The following is a 16,382-nucleotide window of genomic DNA, read 5'->3' on the forward strand; positions in this document are numbered from 1 at the left end:
CCGGGCGCCTTCGTGGGTGACCTGTTGGGCGACTACGACGGCGGTTATGTGGGTGCCGCAGAGCGGGTCGAGGACGCCGCTCACGACCAAGGCCTCGGTGACGAAGAGCCGGGTGGGTTGCCCGGAGACGATCCGGTCGCCCCTGAGGAAGACGCGGCTGAGGGGGAGTGGGACTCGCGAACTGCGGCCGGGGTCGAGCCGGAAGGCGAGTCGGCCGAAGGCGGGAGCCTTGAGATCGCGGGTGCCTCCGAGGAGGCTGAGCCCGGCTCAGGACCAGGCGACTCCCAGGCCGAGAGCGAACCGGTTGGTGCGCGGGCCGAGAGCGAAGCGGACGACGCGCAGGCTGAGAGCGAACCGGTTGGTGCGCGGGCCGAGACCGAGCCGGACGACGCGCAGGCCGAGAGCGAACCGGTCCGTGCGCGGGCCAAGGCCGATGACGGCCCGGATTCGGTCGATGACGTGTCAGACCCGATGGAGCATGAGTCTGGCTCGGCTGACGGCGGGGACGACTCGGCTGAGGGCGAGGCCGGCTCAAGCGAGGACACCGGCGGCTCGATCGATGGCGGCTCCGGCGGCGATGTGGATGAGGCGGCCGACGAGGCGGCTCCCGCCGTACCCGGCGTCGGTGCTGATGTCGATGAGGCGGGGCCGTCGGGGCGTGTGGTGGAGATCGCGCTGCCCGATGCCGCCGTGGAGGCGTTGACCGGGGCGCTGGCCGCGCTCAGGGACAGTGTGATCAACCTCAGGTTCGGCCTGGATCTCCCAGGGGCCGAAGAGGCGCAAAAGGCCAAGAACGAGATCATTGCCCAAATCGGTGACTATGTGATCCCGAGGGTGCGCATGGCCGCCGCTCCCGTGCTGGTCGTCGTGGCCGGATCCACGGGGGCGGGTAAGTCCACGCTGGTCAATACGCTGGCCGGGCAGAAGGTGAGCGCGACGGGGGTGCGGCGTCCGACGACCGCCGTACCGGTGCTGGCATGTCACCCCGACGATCACGAGTGGTTCTCGGGGGACGGCCTGCTCCCCGAGTTGGCGCGGCTCACCGATCCCGCCGCCCCCGTCGAGGGGGAGAACGGCGCATTGGTGGTGGCGCCGACGGAGCGCCTGCCGCACGGTGTGGCGTTGCTCGACACTCCCGACATCGACTCGGTCGTGGAGGAGCATCACGAGATCGCGCACCGCATGCTGGATGCCGCTGATCTATGGATTTTCGTGACGACAGCGGCCCGATACGCGGACGCCCCCGCCTGGCGGCTTTTGCGGCTCGCCAAGGAGCGCGGAGCGAAGCTGGCGATCGTGTTGTCCCGGGTGCCGCCGAGATCCCGTGAGATTGTGCTTAAGCACTTCGTGCGAATGCTCACCGAATACGGGTTGGGAGAGGTCGACCGGTTCGTCGTCGACGAGGGCGCGGTGTCGGATGGCCTGCTCAAGGACACCCAGGTGGCCGAGCTCCGCATGTGGCTCGCCGAGTTGTCGGTAGACGAGGAGCGGCGCGCCGAGGCCGTTCAGGCGACGTTGAACGGTGTGCTGAACAGTTTCCGCTCCCGCATCCCGGCGCTGGCCCGGCATGTGGAGGCGCAGGTCACGTTCCGCGCCGAGGTGCGGGGGGACGTGGACGCGGCGTATATGGCGGCGCTGGCTGAGATCGACGAGATGAGCCGCAACGGTTCGCTGCTGCGCGGCGAGGCGCTCGCGCGCTGGCAGGACTTCGCCGGGTCCGGCGATCTCAAGCGCACGTTGCGTCTCCGCAAGCCCGGCCGGTTCGCCGGGAAGGCGGTACAGCAGGGGCCTGAGCGGCTAGGTGCTCTGAAATCTTCCCTTAAGTCCGGCTTGGAGTCGGTGATCGTCTCGGCGGCACACCGTGCGTCCGAGGAGGTCGTGGCCCGATGGCTGCACCGTAACGGCACCGGTGAACTACTGTCCGCCAATCCGGGGCTTGACCGGCCGTCGGAGGAGTTCGTACGCAAGGTGAGCCGGAGCATCGGCGCCTGGCAGGATCACGTTGTGGAGTTGATGCGCACGGAGGGTGTCACCAAGCGTTCGGTGGCCCGGGTGATCTCCTATGACCTGGAGTCGCTGTCCTTGATTTTCACGGTCGGTCTGCTCGGCTACGGCACCTCCGAGGTCAAGGCGGAGGGCTCGGCCGGCACCCTGCCGCAGCGGTTGCTCCGGGCGGTGCTCGGAGCCGAGTCGCTCCGCGGCATCGGCGCCAAGGCCCGCAGCGATCTGCGCGCCCGGATCAGCATGTTGTTCGACGAGGAAGCGCTGCGATATGTCCAGGCGCTTGACGCTTCCGGCGTTCCCGACGAGACTGCGGCGACCCGCCTCTACCAGGCCACATACCAACTTGAGGTCGCCCGATGAGCAAAAGCGTCAAAGCTGCACCAGCGGGAGTTAGGCAGGGGCTCGGTGCTCGGCTGGCCGCCCTGGGCAAGGTCGTGGAGCTGGGGCCGGGCAGAGTCGAGCAGAAGGTGCTGGCCGAATCGGGCAGATTGTTGCTCCGCGCTGGCGACCGCCTCAAACTCTCCTCCGAACACACGGTGGTCGCGCTGGCCGGAGGCACCGGCAGCGGCAAATCCTCGCTTTTCAATGCGATTTCCGGATTGGAGCTCTCTCCTACCGGAGTGCGCAGACCGACGACCGCCCGCACACACGCCTGCGTGTGGGGTCTCGACGGCGCCGGGCCGCTCCTCGACTGGCTCCAGGTCCAGTGGCGCCATCGTTTCGCCCGGGCCAGCGCCCTCGACAAGGGCGACGGCCGGCTTCACGGCCTGATCCTGCTCGATCTGCCCGACCACGACTCGATCCGCGCCCTCACCGATCACGAGGCGGACCGGCTCATCCAGATCGCCGACCTGATCGTGTGGGTGCTGGACCCGCAGAAATACGCCGACGCCTCCGTCCACCGGCGCTACGTCGCCGAGCTGGCCGGCCACGACGCCGTGACGGTGTTCGTGCTCAACCAGGCCGACCGGCTGTCCCCCGAGGACCAGGCCGAGTGCGTGCAGGATTTGAGCGACCTGCTCAAGCGCGAGGGCGTGGCCGACCCCGTCGTCGTGACCACGTCCGCCCTCACGGGCCGCGGGGTCGACGGGCTGAAGAACATCCTCGCCGAGGTCGTGGCGAACCGCCGGGCCGCCGTGCAGCGCATCGAGGCCGATCTCGACCGCATCACCCTCGACCTGGCCAAGATCATGCCGCCGGAGGGCCCGCCCCCGACCGGCGTCACCGTGGACGCGGCCCGCCGGGTGGGCCTGACCGACGCGCTCTGCGACGCCATCGGCGTGCCGGCCGTCGGCGAGGCCCTGGAGAGCGTGTACGGCGCCCGCTCGGCCGAATGGACCGGCTGGCCGTACTCCCGCTGGATGCGCAGGCTCAGCCGCGACCCGCTCGGCACCCTGAACCTCGGCGACCTGCGCGGCGAGATCCGAGACCTCACCGGCACCGCGGTGAGCGCGCAGCCGGCCGAGGTGGACAACGCCGTACAGGCTCTCGCCGACGGCCTCGCCGCGGGCATGCACGACGCCTGGCGCAACGGTGTGCGCGACGCCGCGCGGTCCAACGTCTCCGCGCTGCCCAAGACGCTGTCCGACGAACTCGCCGAGGTGGCCCCGCGCCTCGACCGCGTGCCGACCTGGTGGAAGGCCGTGAAGGCCGGGCAATACTCCCTCGTCGGGCTTTTCGCCGCCGGGCTCGCCTGGGTGGCCACGGCGACGTTGTCCGGTGGGCTCGGCGCCTTCGAGATGCCGAGCGGCATGGAGGTGTTCGGCGACACGGGGTCGCTGCCGTGGGTCGCGCTGGTGATGGCCTCACTGCTCGGCCTCGGGGCACTGTCGGCCGTCGCCGCGCGCAACTTCGTCGTGATGGGCGCCGGCACCGAGCGTGAGCAGCTTGAGCGCGAGATGCGGCGCAGGGTCGCCGCCGTCGCCGAGTCCCAGGTCGTGGTCCCCGTGGAGCGGGAACTGGCCAAGCACAAGGAGTTCTACGCCGCCATGGAGGGAGTGCAGCCCCGTTCGTCCACAGGGCGGCTGCCCTCAAGGCCGCTTATCCACAGATCATGAATCGGTGGCCCGCGCCGGGTGCGGCGTGGGCCATTCTGCTTCCCAGAGCCGCGGGCAGTCCGCTCCGGCCCGCGGGGGAGGCGGAGATGAACGACATCTACATCACGTTGACCGGCAATGTGGCCACCGAGCCCAGGCAGCATCATTTCCCCGACGGGGCGCGGGTCACCACGATGCGGGTCGCCACCGCGAGTCGCTACTTCGACCGCAGGTCGCAGGAGTGGCGATCCAGCGGCACGACGTTCTTCACCGTCCGATCCTTCAGGTCACTGGGGGACAACGTCGCTCAGTCGGTGCGTCTGGGGCAGCCCGTGGTTGTGCACGGGAGGCTGCGCATCAGGCAATACCAGCATGAGGAGGAGACACGGTTCGTCGCCGAGGTCGAGGCGTCGTCGGTCGGTCACGACCTGCGCTGGGGGATCGGGAGCTATATGCGGCCCCATCGCGACGAACGGTCCGACCATCTCCCTGCCGGGCGGCCGGTTTGGGCTGGGGGAGACCCGCTTGACGGGGGAGGGGGTCTGGCTTCGCCGGACTCCGCCGAGCCCGACTCCTCTAAGGAGGTGGATCGGGAGGGCGGCGTCGAGGGGAAAATATCGAGTGGCTCGTCCGGTTCACAGGTGGGCATAATCGAGTTCCGCGCTGCTGGTGAGGCCGCTGAGACCGATGTTCCACCTGGTCGCAGGGGTGCCGGCGAGATGTTGGGCGACGACCGCGCCGCTTGAGGTCTTCAGCGCGATCGCACTAAACGGCACTTCCCGAGTCGGCACTGCTTGCCTTGGAGCCTGTTGAGAGGGTTCCGCTTCGGTGACGCATTGCTTGACCTGGCTGCGCCGTAGGCACATCGAGGTTTGGCACGGCGTCTCGGGCTTCGGCATGGCTTGCCGTGGGTGGTGCCGGAGCTCTTGTGCGGTTCGGCCTGCCTCGAGGTTTTGGTGCAGCACAGCGTGTCTTGTGCAGTGCCGGGATCTTGGAGTGATCTGGACGGCTCGCTTTAGGTTTTGGCATGACGCAGAGCCCTCTGCACGGTGTCGAAGCTCTCGTCCGCCCGGCGGGCGAGGTTTGCCGGTGCCCAGCGGTGAGGTCGTGCTTACGTCCGGCGATGAAGGTGTGGCGGCAGCGCGGCAAGGGTGTTCCGTTGTTTTAGCACCGCGTGGTGAGGGTTGTGTTCCAGCACGGCACGGTGAAGTGGTCCTTGTATGGCACAGCTTCTCGTATGGCACAGCTTCTCGAACTGCACAGCTTCTCGTACGGCAGAGCTTCTTGTGCGGCGCAGCTCCTTGCACGACCGAACTTCTTGCACGACCGAACTTCTTGTACGGCGGAACTTCTTGTACGGCAGAGCCAACGATGCCTAGGTCATGAGCGTCTGACCATTTGGTCAGACGCGGTGCGTGGGGAAGGCGGTGACCATGGAGGGAGGGGTGGGGTGCCCCGGTGGATGGAGGGGGCATCGGCTGCCCTTTGATCCAGTGCTCCCGCTTCGCAGACGGGGTTTCCTGGCGGCACCGACCGCGTGGTGGTCGGGCCTTCAGGGGCATCACCGGGGGCTTCACCGAGGGGGGATCGGCCGATGGTCGGTTGTCCATGGCGGATGCTCAAGCACCCGTTAGGTCCAGGTCACGCCCCGCGCCATTGTCGCTCCTTTCCCGCGCGGCCCGCTCGATCTCACTGAGCGGATTCCGATTGACCGTGGCCTCAGAGTGAGGCCACGGAGACCCAACGTATCGGTTCTCGTCGCGCGTCGCACACACCGCAACTATTGTGTTACACATCGTTAGTCGGGAAGGAGGAGACATGGTCGCGCCCAGCCATACTTCGGCAAAGCCTCACGCCCGCGTGTCCGCGTTGGCGGGCCGGTGGCCCCTGCTGGGGCAGCGCCGTCCGCTGGTCGCCTACTTCTTCGGGATCGTGGCATTCCACCTGGTGGCCATCGCGTTCTTCGCCGCCTCGACGGTCTTCCGCTGGCCCGACGTGATCATGTTTGTGGCGCTCATGGTGTGCGGGGCGGTCTGCATCGAGGCCACCCGGCGCCTAGGGATGCCGGCCGGCGTCTCCCGTGACCTGCTCTCGGCCTGGTGGCTGCCCGCCGCCCTGCTGCTGCCGCCGGTCTACGCGCTGCTCGCGCCGATCCCGCTGCAGATCCTGCTCCAGTTGAGGGTCAGGGCCACGGTGCTCTATAGGCGGGTGTTCAGTGCGGCGGCAATAGGGCTCGCCGGCTGCGTCGCCTCGCTGATCTTCCAGAGCCTCGTCGCCGACCCCTTGTCGATGGCGCGGGGCGCGGGCACCTCGATCGTCCTCGCCATCGGCTGTGCCGTGGTCTTCACCGTGCTCAACACGGCGCTGATCGCGGTCGCCGCCCACACGGCCGACCCCGACACGAGCTGGCGGGAGGTGTTGTGGAACCGCGAGAGCGCCACGCTGGACGTGGTGGAGCTCTGCCTCGGCGTGATCGTGACCATCGCCTGCGCCCTCAATCTGGCGCTGCTGATCTTGGCGCTCCCACCTGTGGTCCTGCTCCAGCGCAGCCTGCTCCACGCCCAGTTGCAGGCCGCCGCCCGCACCGACCCCAAGACCGGCCTCCTCAACGCCGCGGCCTGGCAGCGGGAAGCCGACACCGAGATCGTCCGCGCCCGGCGCACCGGGGAGACCCTCGCCCTGCTCATCGTCGACATCGACCACTTCAAACGGGTCAACGACACCCACGGCCACCTCGTGGGCGACCAGGTCCTGGTCGGCGTCGCCGCCACCCTGCGCAGCCAGCTCCGCGATTACGACGTGGTCGGCCGCTTCGGCGGTGAGGAGTTCGTGGTCCTCCTGCCGCGCGCCGACGTGGCCGAGGCCCGCCGCGTCGCCGAACGCCTGCGCACCCGCGTGGGCCGCATGGCCGTCTCCGCCGACGAGGCCATGGTCACCGTGACCATCTCGGTAGGCGTAGCGATCATGAGCATCCACGGCGACGACCTCATCGAACTGCTGGCCGCGGCCGACCTGGCCCTCTACCGCGCCAAGGAACTCGGCCGCGACCGGGTGTGCATCCCGGAGACGTCGTCCCGAGGGCAGGGCTCGGCGGAGGCCCAGCCGCCGCACGCCTAGTGGCCCTGGTTTCACCGGCCACTTGGGGTGCTGACGTCACTGGTTGTGTCGGCAGTAGGAATGAGCCATGCTTTGCAGCAGACCTCCAGGGTTTGATGCGCGACCGGGGGTCTGCTGCAAAACGCAGCTACCGAATCCTTGAAGGTCGCCGCCTGACCTGCGGCTTTACCTTGGGGTACTCATCACCCTTCCGAGGGGTTGAAACAAGAGGTCTGCGAGTACCACCCGGACAACGCCAAGTACTCATCACCCTTCCGAGGGGTTGAAACGAGAAGCTGATCTGGCGAGAGGCCGGGGCGGCATGGGTACTCATCACCCTTCCGAGGGGTTGAAACACGATCAGGCTTTCCAGCATCCAGGCGAGCGCGATCGTACTCATCACCCCTCCGAGGGGTTGAAACGCCATCCATGCCGAGATGAGATCACCGGCGGCGAGGTACTCGTCACCCTTCCGAGGGGGGCGAAACCCACGCCCCTCCTCCGGCGGCGAATATGCCGCAGTACTCATCACCTTTCCGAGGAGTCGAAACTTAGGGCATCCGCCCCAGTCCTTTTCTACGTTGCACCTGTCCTCATCGCCCTTCCGAGGGGTCGAAACCGAACGGCCTGGGCGGGGACAAGGACCAGATTCGCCCTTCCGAGGGTCAGAACTGTATCCGCATGCGCACCTGAGGCTGCGCAGGGATGTCCTCATCACCTCTTTGAGATCGAAACACCGGCAGGCCTCAGAGGTCTGGCTGTGCCGTACGGTCCTCGTCGTGCTCTGAGCGCTCGGGCCTCAGTCCCGCTGAAGTCAGGACTCGGCACAGCATGTGGCCGAAGTCACCCGCGAGTGGTGGTTCCGGTCTCTCAGGGGACAGGAATGTGGCCTGCAAAAAGGGAGACCTAAGGTGTGTCCGGGAGGCAAGGGGCCAAGGTGGGTCCTAACCCCCGATTGTGACCTGGGGAGGGGCCCACGGTCTGGTCCTGTGAAGTGCCTTGTCCGGATAGGCTTTACGCCATGCCGGAGTACATCTACACGATGCAGCGCGTGCGCAAAGCGCATGGCGACAAGGTGATCCTCGACGACATCACGTTGTCGTTCCTGCCTGGGGCAAAGATCGGTGTGCTGGGCCCCAACGGCACCGGCAAGTCGACGCTTCTCAAAATGATGGCGGGCATTGAGCACCCGTCGAACGGCGATGCCAAGCTGATGCCGGGGTTCACGGTCGGCATGCTGCAGCAGGAGCCGCCGCTCAATGAGGCGAAGACCGTCCTGGGCAACGTCGAGGAGGGGGTCGCCGAGACCAAGGCCCTGCTCGACCGCTACAACGAGGTGGCCGAGCTCATGGCCACCGACTACAGCGACGAGTTGCTGGACGAGATGGGCAGGCTGCAGGAGCAGCTTGAGCACCGCAACGCCTGGGAGCTGGACAGCCAGCTTGAGCAGGCGATGGACGCGTTGCGCTGCCCGCCGCCGGACGCCGAGGTGACCAAGCTCTCGGGTGGTGAGCGTCGCCGGGTCGCGCTCTGCAAGCTTCTGCTGGAGAAGCCCGACCTGCTGCTGCTCGACGAGCCCACCAACCACCTCGACGCCGAGAGTGTGCAGTGGCTGGAGCAGCACCTGGAGAAGTATCAGGGCACGGTCCTCGCCGTCACCCACGACCGTTACTTCCTGGACAACGTCGCGACGTGGATTTTGGAGCTCGACCGGGGCCGCTGTTTCGTCTACGAGGGCAACTACTCGACCTACCTGGAGGCGAAGGCCGCCCGGCTCAAGGTCGAGGGCCAGAAGGACGCGAAGCGGAAGAAGCGCCTGGAGGACGAGCTCCAGTGGGTTCGCTCCAACCCCAAGGCGCGTCAGGCCAAGAGCAAGGCCCGTCTGCAGCGCTACGAGGAGATGGCCGCTGAGGCCGACAAGTATCGCAAGCTGGACTTCGAGGAGATCCAGATTCCGCCGGGTCCCCGCCTCGGCACCACGGTGATCCGTGCCCAGGGGCTGACCAAGGGCTTCGGCGACCGGGTCCTCATGGACAACCTCTCCTTCGATCTTCCCCGCAACGGCATCGTCGGCATCATCGGCCCCAACGGTGTCGGCAAGACCACGCTGTTCCGCATGATCATGGGTGGTGAGACCCCTGACGGCGGGTCGTTCACCATCGGTGAGACGGTGCAGATCTCCTATGTCGACCAGGGCCGTTCCAACATCGACCCGGTGAAGAACGTCTGGCAGGTCGTCTCCGACGGGCTCGACCACATCAAGGTCGGCCATGTGGAGATGCCCTCCCGCGCCTACATCGCGGCGTTCGGCTTCAAGGGCCCCGACCAGCAGAAGCCGGCGGGCGTGTTGTCCGGTGGAGAGCGCAACCGCCTCAACCTGGCGCTGACCCTGAAGCAGGGCGGCAACGTGCTGCTGCTCGACGAGCCGACCAACGACCTCGACACCGAGACGCTCTCCAGCCTGGAGAACGCGCTGCTCGACTTCCCGGGGTGCGCGGTCATCACCTCCCACGACCGGTGGTTCCTCGACCGCATCGCGACTCACATCCTCGCTTGGGAGGGTGAGTCCAACTGGTTCTGGTTCGAGGGCAACTACGCCGACTACGAGAAGAACAAGGTCGAGCGCTTGGGCGCCGACGCCGCGCGCCCGCACCGGGTCACCTACCGCAAGCTCAGGCGTGACTGACGCCATAGGCGAGCGCTCGGCCCCCGCTCTCGACGAGAGGGCGGGGGCCGCCATCGCGCCCGGGGCCGCCGACACCTTGCCTGGGGCCGGCACCTCGCCTGACGTCGCTATCTCGCACGACCACGACCACGAGCACGACCACGGCCACGACCACGAGCACGACCACGAGCACGAGGGCGAGGCCACGCCGTACGGCATGAGCCCGCTTGCCCCAGAGCCCCGTGATCAAGAACCGAAGCGGGAGCAAGCGCGGTATAAGCAGGAGCAAACCCACCCTCAAGCCCCCGAGGGTGGCCAACCCCATTTGCTCCTCCGCCAAGTGCGCTTCGCCGACATCGACTCCCTGGGCCACGTCAACAACGTGCGCTTCCTCGACTACCTGGAGGACGCCCGCATGGCGCTCCTCTACGTGGATCCCGCTCAAGCGGGCGGGCAACCGTACCGCGGTTTCGTGGTGCTCAAGCACGAGATCCACTACCGGCGCCCGCTGACGCTGCGGCCCGACCCGGTGACGGTGGAGACCTGGGTGAGTGATCTCGCCGGGGTCACCTTCACGTTCCACCACGAGATCCGCGACGACACCGAGGTGTTCGTGCGTGCCTCCACGGCGATGGCGGCCTACAACGCCGAAACCGCGAAGCCGCGGCGCCTGTCGCCCGACGAGCGCGCCTACCTCCGCAAGTTCGCCGTGGACCGGCCATCCCGCTGACCCAAGTTTTCACCTCGCGCCATCGGGGATGATGCGGAGTGTTATCGGGTGATTACGCTGAGCGTCGCTGACGTGAGCGTGTTCGGGGGATTCTCGTGTGTACGAAGTCGTTGTCACGTTCCATCGTCATGGCGGCCGCCGCGGGTGTGGCCTTGATGGCGTTTCCCGGGGCGGGGTGGGCCGCGGACGCCCGCTCGATCCCCATGATCGCTGTCGGGCCTGTCTACCTCGACCAGGAATGCGTGGAGCCGGCTGCTCCGGAGCAGAACAGTCCGGAGCACACCAACCCAGGGCAACTGCCTCTCAACGCCCCTGAGGGGTCACCACCGGCTTAGGTTGGGGAGTTCACCATGCTGTGGGCGGCGTAGACGAGATAGTCCCACAGCCGCTTCTCCAGCTCCTCGGGCAGCTCGATCTCCTGCACGGCATCGTGCATGTGGCGCAGCCAGGCGTCGCGTTCGGCGATGCCGATGACGAAGGGGGCGTGCCGCATGCGGAGCCTGGGGTGGCCGCGCTCCCGGCTGTAGGTGTTGGGACCGCCCCAATATTGGATGAGGAACAGCCTTAGCCGCTCCTCAGCGCCCTCCCAGTCGTCTTCGGGATAAAGGGGGCGAAGCAGCGGGTCCTCGGCGACACCCACATAGAACCGGTGCACGAGGCGGCGGAAGGTCTCTTCGCCGCCCATGGCCTCGTAGAGGGTCACAGACTCCTCGGTGCTCCCTGACATGTCCATCAGCCTAAGACAACCTTGGCATGGTGTTGTCCGCCGAGTCCCCGATCTTCACGGTGAGAGGCGGGCGCAGGCACAATGCCGGCCGCCGCCGCTCGAACGGGCGAGGATCAGACGCTGGATTCCGCCACGATTGCGATGTCATGCGCGTCGAGCACTCGTTTGACACGCTCACGCAGCTCGCGGGCGAGCGCGGCGCGGTGCAGCGGGTCGGTCTTGGCGGTGACGCGGAAGATGATCGCGGTGTCGGAGAGCCCTTCGAAGCCCCACACCTGTGGCTCCTCGAAGATGACCGTCTCGTGGTAGGCGGGGTCCTCCCACAGCTCCTTGGCGGCCTCGACGAGCAGCTCCTTGACCCTGGCGGCGTCGGAGTGGTTCGCGACGGGCACGTCGACCAAGGCCCTGGCCCAGCCCTGCGACTCGTTGCCGACCCGGGTGATGGTGCCGTTGCGGACATACCAGACGCGCCCGTCGGCGTCCCGCATGCGGGTGACGCGGAGGGTGACGGCCTCGACGGTGCCGGTGGCCGAGCCGACGTCGATGACGTCGCCCACACCGAACTGGTCCTCAAGCAACATGAACATCCCGGCGAAGAAGTCCTTGACGAGTTCCTGGGCGCCGAAGCCGAGGGCCACGCCGAGGATGCTGACGCTGGTCAGCACGGGGGCGAGGTTCATGCCGAGCCGGTCGATGACCATGAGCGCGGCGGTGCCGATGATCACGATGGAGGTGAGGCTTCGCAGCACCGACCCCATGGTCTCGGCGCGTTGCCGCCTGCGTTCTGAGAGCAGCGCGGGGCTGCTTTCCGACACCGTGGGAGTCTTGTTGCGCAGCCGGTCGGGCATGACACCCTCGGCCATGCGTGCCGTGACGCGCGTGATCAGCCGATGGGTGAGTCGGCGAAGGACGAGAGCCGCCGTCACGATCAGCACGATCGCGAGCAAGCTGCCGAGCGCGGGAACCCAGGCCTCCTGCACGTACGTCATGAACGTCTTTGGGTCGGGAAGATCGGTGAGGTCGGGCACATTGTCGATGAGCGCTGTCTTCGACGGTGTGGGAGTGGGGGTCGGCGTAGGTGTGGGAGTGATCGTCTCTGTGGGGGTGGCCGAGGGAGGTGCCGGCGTGGTGACGTCGGGTGTGGGCGTGCTCACGGGACTCGGCGAGGCCAGGTAGGGCACGACGGAAATCCCCCTCGTTCGATCGTTCATAACGTACAGGTCACGGGACCTCCACAATATTGCCGATTGAGTGGGGAATCGTCACGTCTCCTAGACCGATCATGTTCTGTTCTTGGTTGATCGCTCCTGATGTCCAGGTCAATCCAGCTGCAGGTCGCCAACCGGCGATGTACGGCATAAGCCCAGGCCCATGGCCGGAACACCCCGCGGAAGCCGCGGCTGGCCGGCGAAGTGCCGCGGCGGCCTGTGATATGCGGCACAGGCCGGTGCTCGGAGGCGGATCCCCTCCGGATCGGCCCGGACAGAAGCCACCAGGCTCATTGAACCTGGGTGCTCCCACCCGGGCCGGCCGATGTCACATGACGCCGGGGAAGACGGGCAGGTCCCGCCCGCGGGCCGCGGAGGGCGGGGCAGGGCCTGCCGGTGACGTACGGCTCGGCAGGGCCACGCACCCGGAAGCATGTCCCGTACCGGTCCGGAAAGGGGATCCCCCCGAGCACTTTCCGGGCGAACCCGAAAAGTGAAACGCAGCGCCCAGGCCAACCCCGGGCGCTCACCCCTGGGGGAGGGGCGAGTCCTCGTTTTCACGCGAATGTCCGGGCGAGGCGCGGAGGGGGAGTTTCTGCGCTGCTCCCGGACATTGCGCGGATAGCTGTGTGAGCAAACAGACCTCCGCTCACCAGTGCTTTTGGGCAAGCGCACCAGCCGGACCGTTGCTCGCGCGGGCTTGTGAACGAGGTGGGCTTGGTGCTTGAGGAGGGGGAGGTAGGCTCGCATGCCGGCCGGATGCCGTCAAGTCACCCGTCAGGTGGTCTGTTTGCCGCCAAACAATGTCCGGTCGTCATGCTGTCGACGGCAGTAGCGGGCCGCGGCGGTGGGCATAAGGACCGACGGGGTGTCCAGTGTCCTCCGCCCGGAAGACACTCCGCACCGGCCACCCCGTCGGCCCCGTGGGGCCGCGGTAGACGCGGTGAGCCTGGGTGGCTGCGCTCCACCTGGTTCACCGCCTGGCTCATTCGCCCACCGCGGCGAGCACGCGCGCGACTTTCGTCGCGGCGCCCGCCGGATCGTCCGCGTGATGCATACGCTCTCCCCAGGACCACCAGTAGTACCAATCGCGGCGGTCTTTCAGCGGGGCGTGCGGTCGGCAGGTGACGTTCTCGGCCAAACTGGTGGCGTTTGGGTTGATTACGCGGACGAATGCGCGCCCCGAATGGTTACGCACCACCCGTGCGAGCAAGCCCCTAGCGCCAAGTTCGGACACCAAACGTTCTAGATGTCCGAAATCTTCCTCCCCCACCTCATGCCCTCCTTCATTGGCTTGTCCGGCAACTGCCCTCGGTCCCGTCGTCACGGGAATCGTTGCCGGCTGGCCCAAGATGACTCACTCTGCGGGTGGGGTCAACGCGGCAGAAGTCAACGTCAGGGTTGTCGATGTGCCAACTGGGTTGAAAGAACCTGTCCGGGGGAGGACGATCCTTAGCCAACGACTTTTGTCGAACGTTCTCCATCAGTAGAGATGTGGTCCATCATTTCTCATAGGCGCAGTGGAACATCCGACGTGATGCTGCGCGCGAGTGTGTGCGTGTGGACCCGGTCGGGACATGTGTGCCAGCCCGCTCCGCTGGCCGCGAGAGAGGGGCCGGTATGTCCGGCAGGCAGCACAGGGAGACAGAGGTCGCGCGACGCATCCGCGCGAAAGGCCTGGCTGTGGGTCAGCCAATGCCGCAAATCGCCGACGAGATCCATGAAGCGTGCCATCCGCAGTTCGGCACGACCCGCATCAAGAGCCATCGTCTCACTCACGGCATTGCACTCGCCGATGTCATCGAACAGGTCAGAGCACTGTTCGAACGCGACGGCAAGCCGGTCCCCGGCATCGGTGAGACATTGTTATCCGCATATGAGAGCGGGCTGAAGAAACCAGGTCCCGAATATCTGCATTACCTATGTCTGGTATACCGCGTCGAGCCGGTGTCCCTCGGATATGAAGGCCCGTGCATCTGCGGCCAGAACCACCGCCAGAGCGGCGGCCGGGGCGACTTCTCCGAAGGGCGCGCGGCCGCCTTCTCGGGTTCCCGGGGCGACCTGCACTATCAGCCCGCAGGCGGCGGGGATCCGGCGGCCGACTCCTCCGGCGACGAAGAGATCGTCCTGCGCAGGACATTGCTGAACCTGCTCATGCGCAAACCGGCCGATCTTCTGGGCCAGCCCGCCGACCTGATGGACGAGCAGGTACTTGGAGCGATCGAAGGCATTCGCCGCCGCATGGACGACACCCTCGTCTCCGGCACGGTGTCCGCCGCCATGCTGGACCACTGGGAGGAAGCCACCACCGGGTTCGGCCGCCAATACATGAACACCCCGCCGCTGCGCCTTCTCTGCGACGTGCTGCTCGAATTGAACGCCGTCCGCCAGGCTTTGGAGCGGCGCCAGCCGATGGACATCCAGGACGGCCTTCTGCGCATGACGGCCCGCCTGGCCGGGCTCAGCGGCATGGTCATGATCAACCTAGGCGATCATCGCATGGCCAGGGCGTTCTTCCGCACCGGCCGCACCGCCGCCGACGAGACCGGAGACCGTGCGCTGCGGGCCTGGGTGACTGCCCGCGAGGCGCTGGTGCCGCTCTACTACGGCGACCCGCGTGAGGCGCTCAACCTGGCCAAGAAGAGCCGCGACCTGGCCGGCCAGACCGTGTGCGCGGCCCAGGCCATGGCGCCCGTCGTGGAGGCGCGCGCGCTCGCCATGTTGGCCGGAAGCGGCAAGAAGGACGTGATCGAGCAGGCCAAACGCGCGTTGTCCCGGGCCAGAGCGGCTTTCGCCCAGATGAGCGTGGAGGATCAGAGCGATGCCACGTTCGGCTACACCGAAAAGCAGCTCTACTTCCATCAGGGCGACGCCCTGGTGAAACTCGGCGACACCGTCGAGGCCGACAACTCCCTCATGCGCGCGCTCAGCAAGTATGAGTCGTCGGAGTGGCTGGACCCAACCCTGATCAAATTCGACCGGGCCAAGTGCAAACTGCTGGAGGACGAGGTCCAGGAGGCCCTCACCATCGCCAGGGCCGCGGTCGACGCCCTCCAGAGCGAATACCGCACGGATATCGTCATGCGGCGCGCCTTCGACCTAATGCGCCAGATCGAGGGCCGAGGGGGAGCCACACTCGAAGGTCTGGTCGAGTTCAAACAGAGCCTGGCCGCGGACCAGGCGGACGAGGCCCGGAGGGCCGGGAGATGAGCCTGAAGATCAGACGTTATCGTCCGTCTGATCTTCAGTCCGTCCGGACCCTGCATCGGCTGTGCCTCGCGCAGGTGGGCCTGGCCCCCGGTGACGGGGTCTACTACGACGACGATTTCCCGCGCATTCACGAGGTCTATCTGGCCGACCGGGGAGAGTTTCTCATCGGCGAGTCGGAGGGGCGGACGATCGCGATGGGGGGCCTGCGCCGCATCGACGACGACAACGCCGAGATCTGCCGCATGCGTGTGCATCCCGATTTCCAGCGCCGCAGCTACGGCGCCTTGATCCTGCGACGGCTTGAGGAGCGCGCGGCCGAACTCGGGTATCGCCTTGTGCGCGGGGACACGACGCTCAACCAGTCGGCGGCGATGGCGCTCTATCGGAAGTTCGGCTGGCACGAGACCGCACGCGAGCTGGTCGGGGACCTCGTGGTGATCTACGGGGAGAAGACGCTCACCCCGGCCGCGGGGGCGGGGGAGCACTCCGCCGGATGAGCGGGCGGGGCTCGAACCCACCCATGATCCTCAATAGGGGCCACTTCCCAACATTTCGGGGATTTCCATACTGATTCCCCGTGTGCCCGGTCGATCCCGATCCGTGAAAGACACATCACCTTCCGGAGCGATCGCCCCCACGTGAATATCCCCCGGGCAGCACAGGGCGAGATGAAATGCAGTCCTGCGTGATCTTTCACAGTGAAAGT

The 16,382-nt window shown here is 67.0% G+C and carries 13 protein-coding genes; 10 read left to right on the forward strand and 3 right to left on the reverse strand.

The features are described from left to right. Positions 1 to 12 precede the first annotated feature (12 nt). The 7 genes from Ssi02_RS09210 (at position 13) to Ssi02_RS09240 (ending at position 10,866) form a co-directional block, all read left to right on the forward strand. On the forward strand, positions 13 to 2,364 hold the full coding sequence (locus Ssi02_RS09210) for a dynamin family protein (protein WP_239128734.1): 2,352 nt from the start codon (positions 13 to 15) through the stop codon (positions 2,362 to 2,364). Beyond that, entirely contained in the window at positions 2,361 to 4,061 is a 1,701-nt protein-coding gene (locus Ssi02_RS09215) for a GTPase (RefSeq protein WP_204023494.1), read from the forward strand. Before Ssi02_RS09210 ends, Ssi02_RS09215 begins: the two co-directional genes overlap by 4 nt. Positions 4,062 to 4,147: 86 nt before the next feature. Then, the gene (locus Ssi02_RS09220) at positions 4,148 to 4,786 is read left to right on the forward strand and encodes a single-stranded DNA-binding protein (protein WP_204023495.1); all 639 of its coding nucleotides are present in this window, start codon (positions 4,148 to 4,150) and stop codon (positions 4,784 to 4,786) included. Positions 4,787 to 5,858: 1,072 nt separating this feature from the next. Next, positions 5,859 to 7,157 carry a GGDEF domain-containing protein gene (locus tag Ssi02_RS09225; RefSeq protein ID WP_204023496.1) on the forward strand — a complete coding sequence of 433 codons (1,299 nt, stop codon included), beginning with the start codon at positions 5,859 to 5,861 and terminating at the stop codon, positions 7,155 to 7,157. Positions 7,158 to 8,157: 1,000 nt separating this feature from the next. Next, positions 8,158 to 9,822, forward strand: a complete 1,665-nt coding sequence (ettA, locus tag Ssi02_RS09230; RefSeq protein WP_204023497.1) for an energy-dependent translational throttle protein EttA — start codon at positions 8,158 to 8,160, stop codon at positions 9,820 to 9,822. After that, the gene (locus Ssi02_RS09235; RefSeq protein ID WP_239128735.1) at positions 9,815 to 10,531 is read left to right on the forward strand and encodes an acyl-CoA thioesterase; all 717 of its coding nucleotides are present in this window, start codon (positions 9,815 to 9,817) and stop codon (positions 10,529 to 10,531) included. The genes ettA and Ssi02_RS09235 overlap by 8 nt, the downstream gene beginning before the upstream one ends. Before the next feature lie 110 nt (positions 10,532 to 10,641). After that, positions 10,642 to 10,866, forward strand: coding sequence for a hypothetical protein (locus tag Ssi02_RS09240; RefSeq protein WP_204023499.1), 225 nt, complete (start codon positions 10,642 to 10,644; stop codon positions 10,864 to 10,866). Here the strand turns inward: Ssi02_RS09240 and Ssi02_RS09245 are convergent. After that, the gene (locus tag Ssi02_RS09245) at positions 10,863 to 11,258 is read right to left on the reverse strand and encodes a globin (protein WP_204023508.1); all 396 of its coding nucleotides are present in this window, start codon (positions 11,256 to 11,258) and stop codon (positions 10,863 to 10,865) included. The genes Ssi02_RS09240 and Ssi02_RS09245 overlap by 4 nt on opposite strands. Before the next feature lie 113 nt (positions 11,259 to 11,371). After that, positions 11,372 to 12,247, reverse strand: coding sequence for a mechanosensitive ion channel family protein (locus tag Ssi02_RS09250; protein ID WP_204023513.1), 876 nt, complete (start codon positions 12,245 to 12,247; stop codon positions 11,372 to 11,374). 46 nt (positions 12,248 to 12,293) lie between these two features. Between Ssi02_RS09250 and Ssi02_RS09255 the strand changes: the two genes are divergently transcribed. Further along, positions 12,294 to 12,434, forward strand: coding sequence for a hypothetical protein (locus Ssi02_RS09255; protein ID WP_204023518.1), 141 nt, complete (start codon positions 12,294 to 12,296; stop codon positions 12,432 to 12,434). Positions 12,435 to 13,451: 1,017 nt separating this feature from the next. Here Ssi02_RS09255 and Ssi02_RS09260 read toward each other — a convergent pair. Continuing rightward, a complete protein-coding gene (locus tag Ssi02_RS09260) occupies positions 13,452 to 13,739 on the reverse strand; it encodes a hypothetical protein (protein WP_204023523.1) in 288 nt (95 codons plus the stop codon). Between the two features lie 422 nt (positions 13,740 to 14,161). On the opposite strand from Ssi02_RS09260, the gene Ssi02_RS09265 reads away from it, so the two are divergent. Then, complete coding sequence (locus Ssi02_RS09265; RefSeq protein ID WP_239128736.1) at positions 14,162 to 15,676, forward strand: NsdA family TPR-like regulatory protein; 1,515 nt, start codon at positions 14,162 to 14,164, stop codon at positions 15,674 to 15,676. Beyond that, a complete protein-coding gene (locus tag Ssi02_RS09270; protein WP_204023529.1) occupies positions 15,673 to 16,173 on the forward strand; it encodes a GNAT family N-acetyltransferase in 501 nt (166 codons plus the stop codon). The genes Ssi02_RS09265 and Ssi02_RS09270 overlap by 4 nt, the downstream gene beginning before the upstream one ends. Positions 16,174 to 16,382 lie beyond the last annotated feature (209 nt).

The sequence above is a fragment of the Sinosporangium siamense genome, assembly GCF_016863435.1.
Lineage (GTDB): Bacteria > Actinomycetota > Actinomycetes > Streptosporangiales > Streptosporangiaceae > Sinosporangium > Sinosporangium siamense.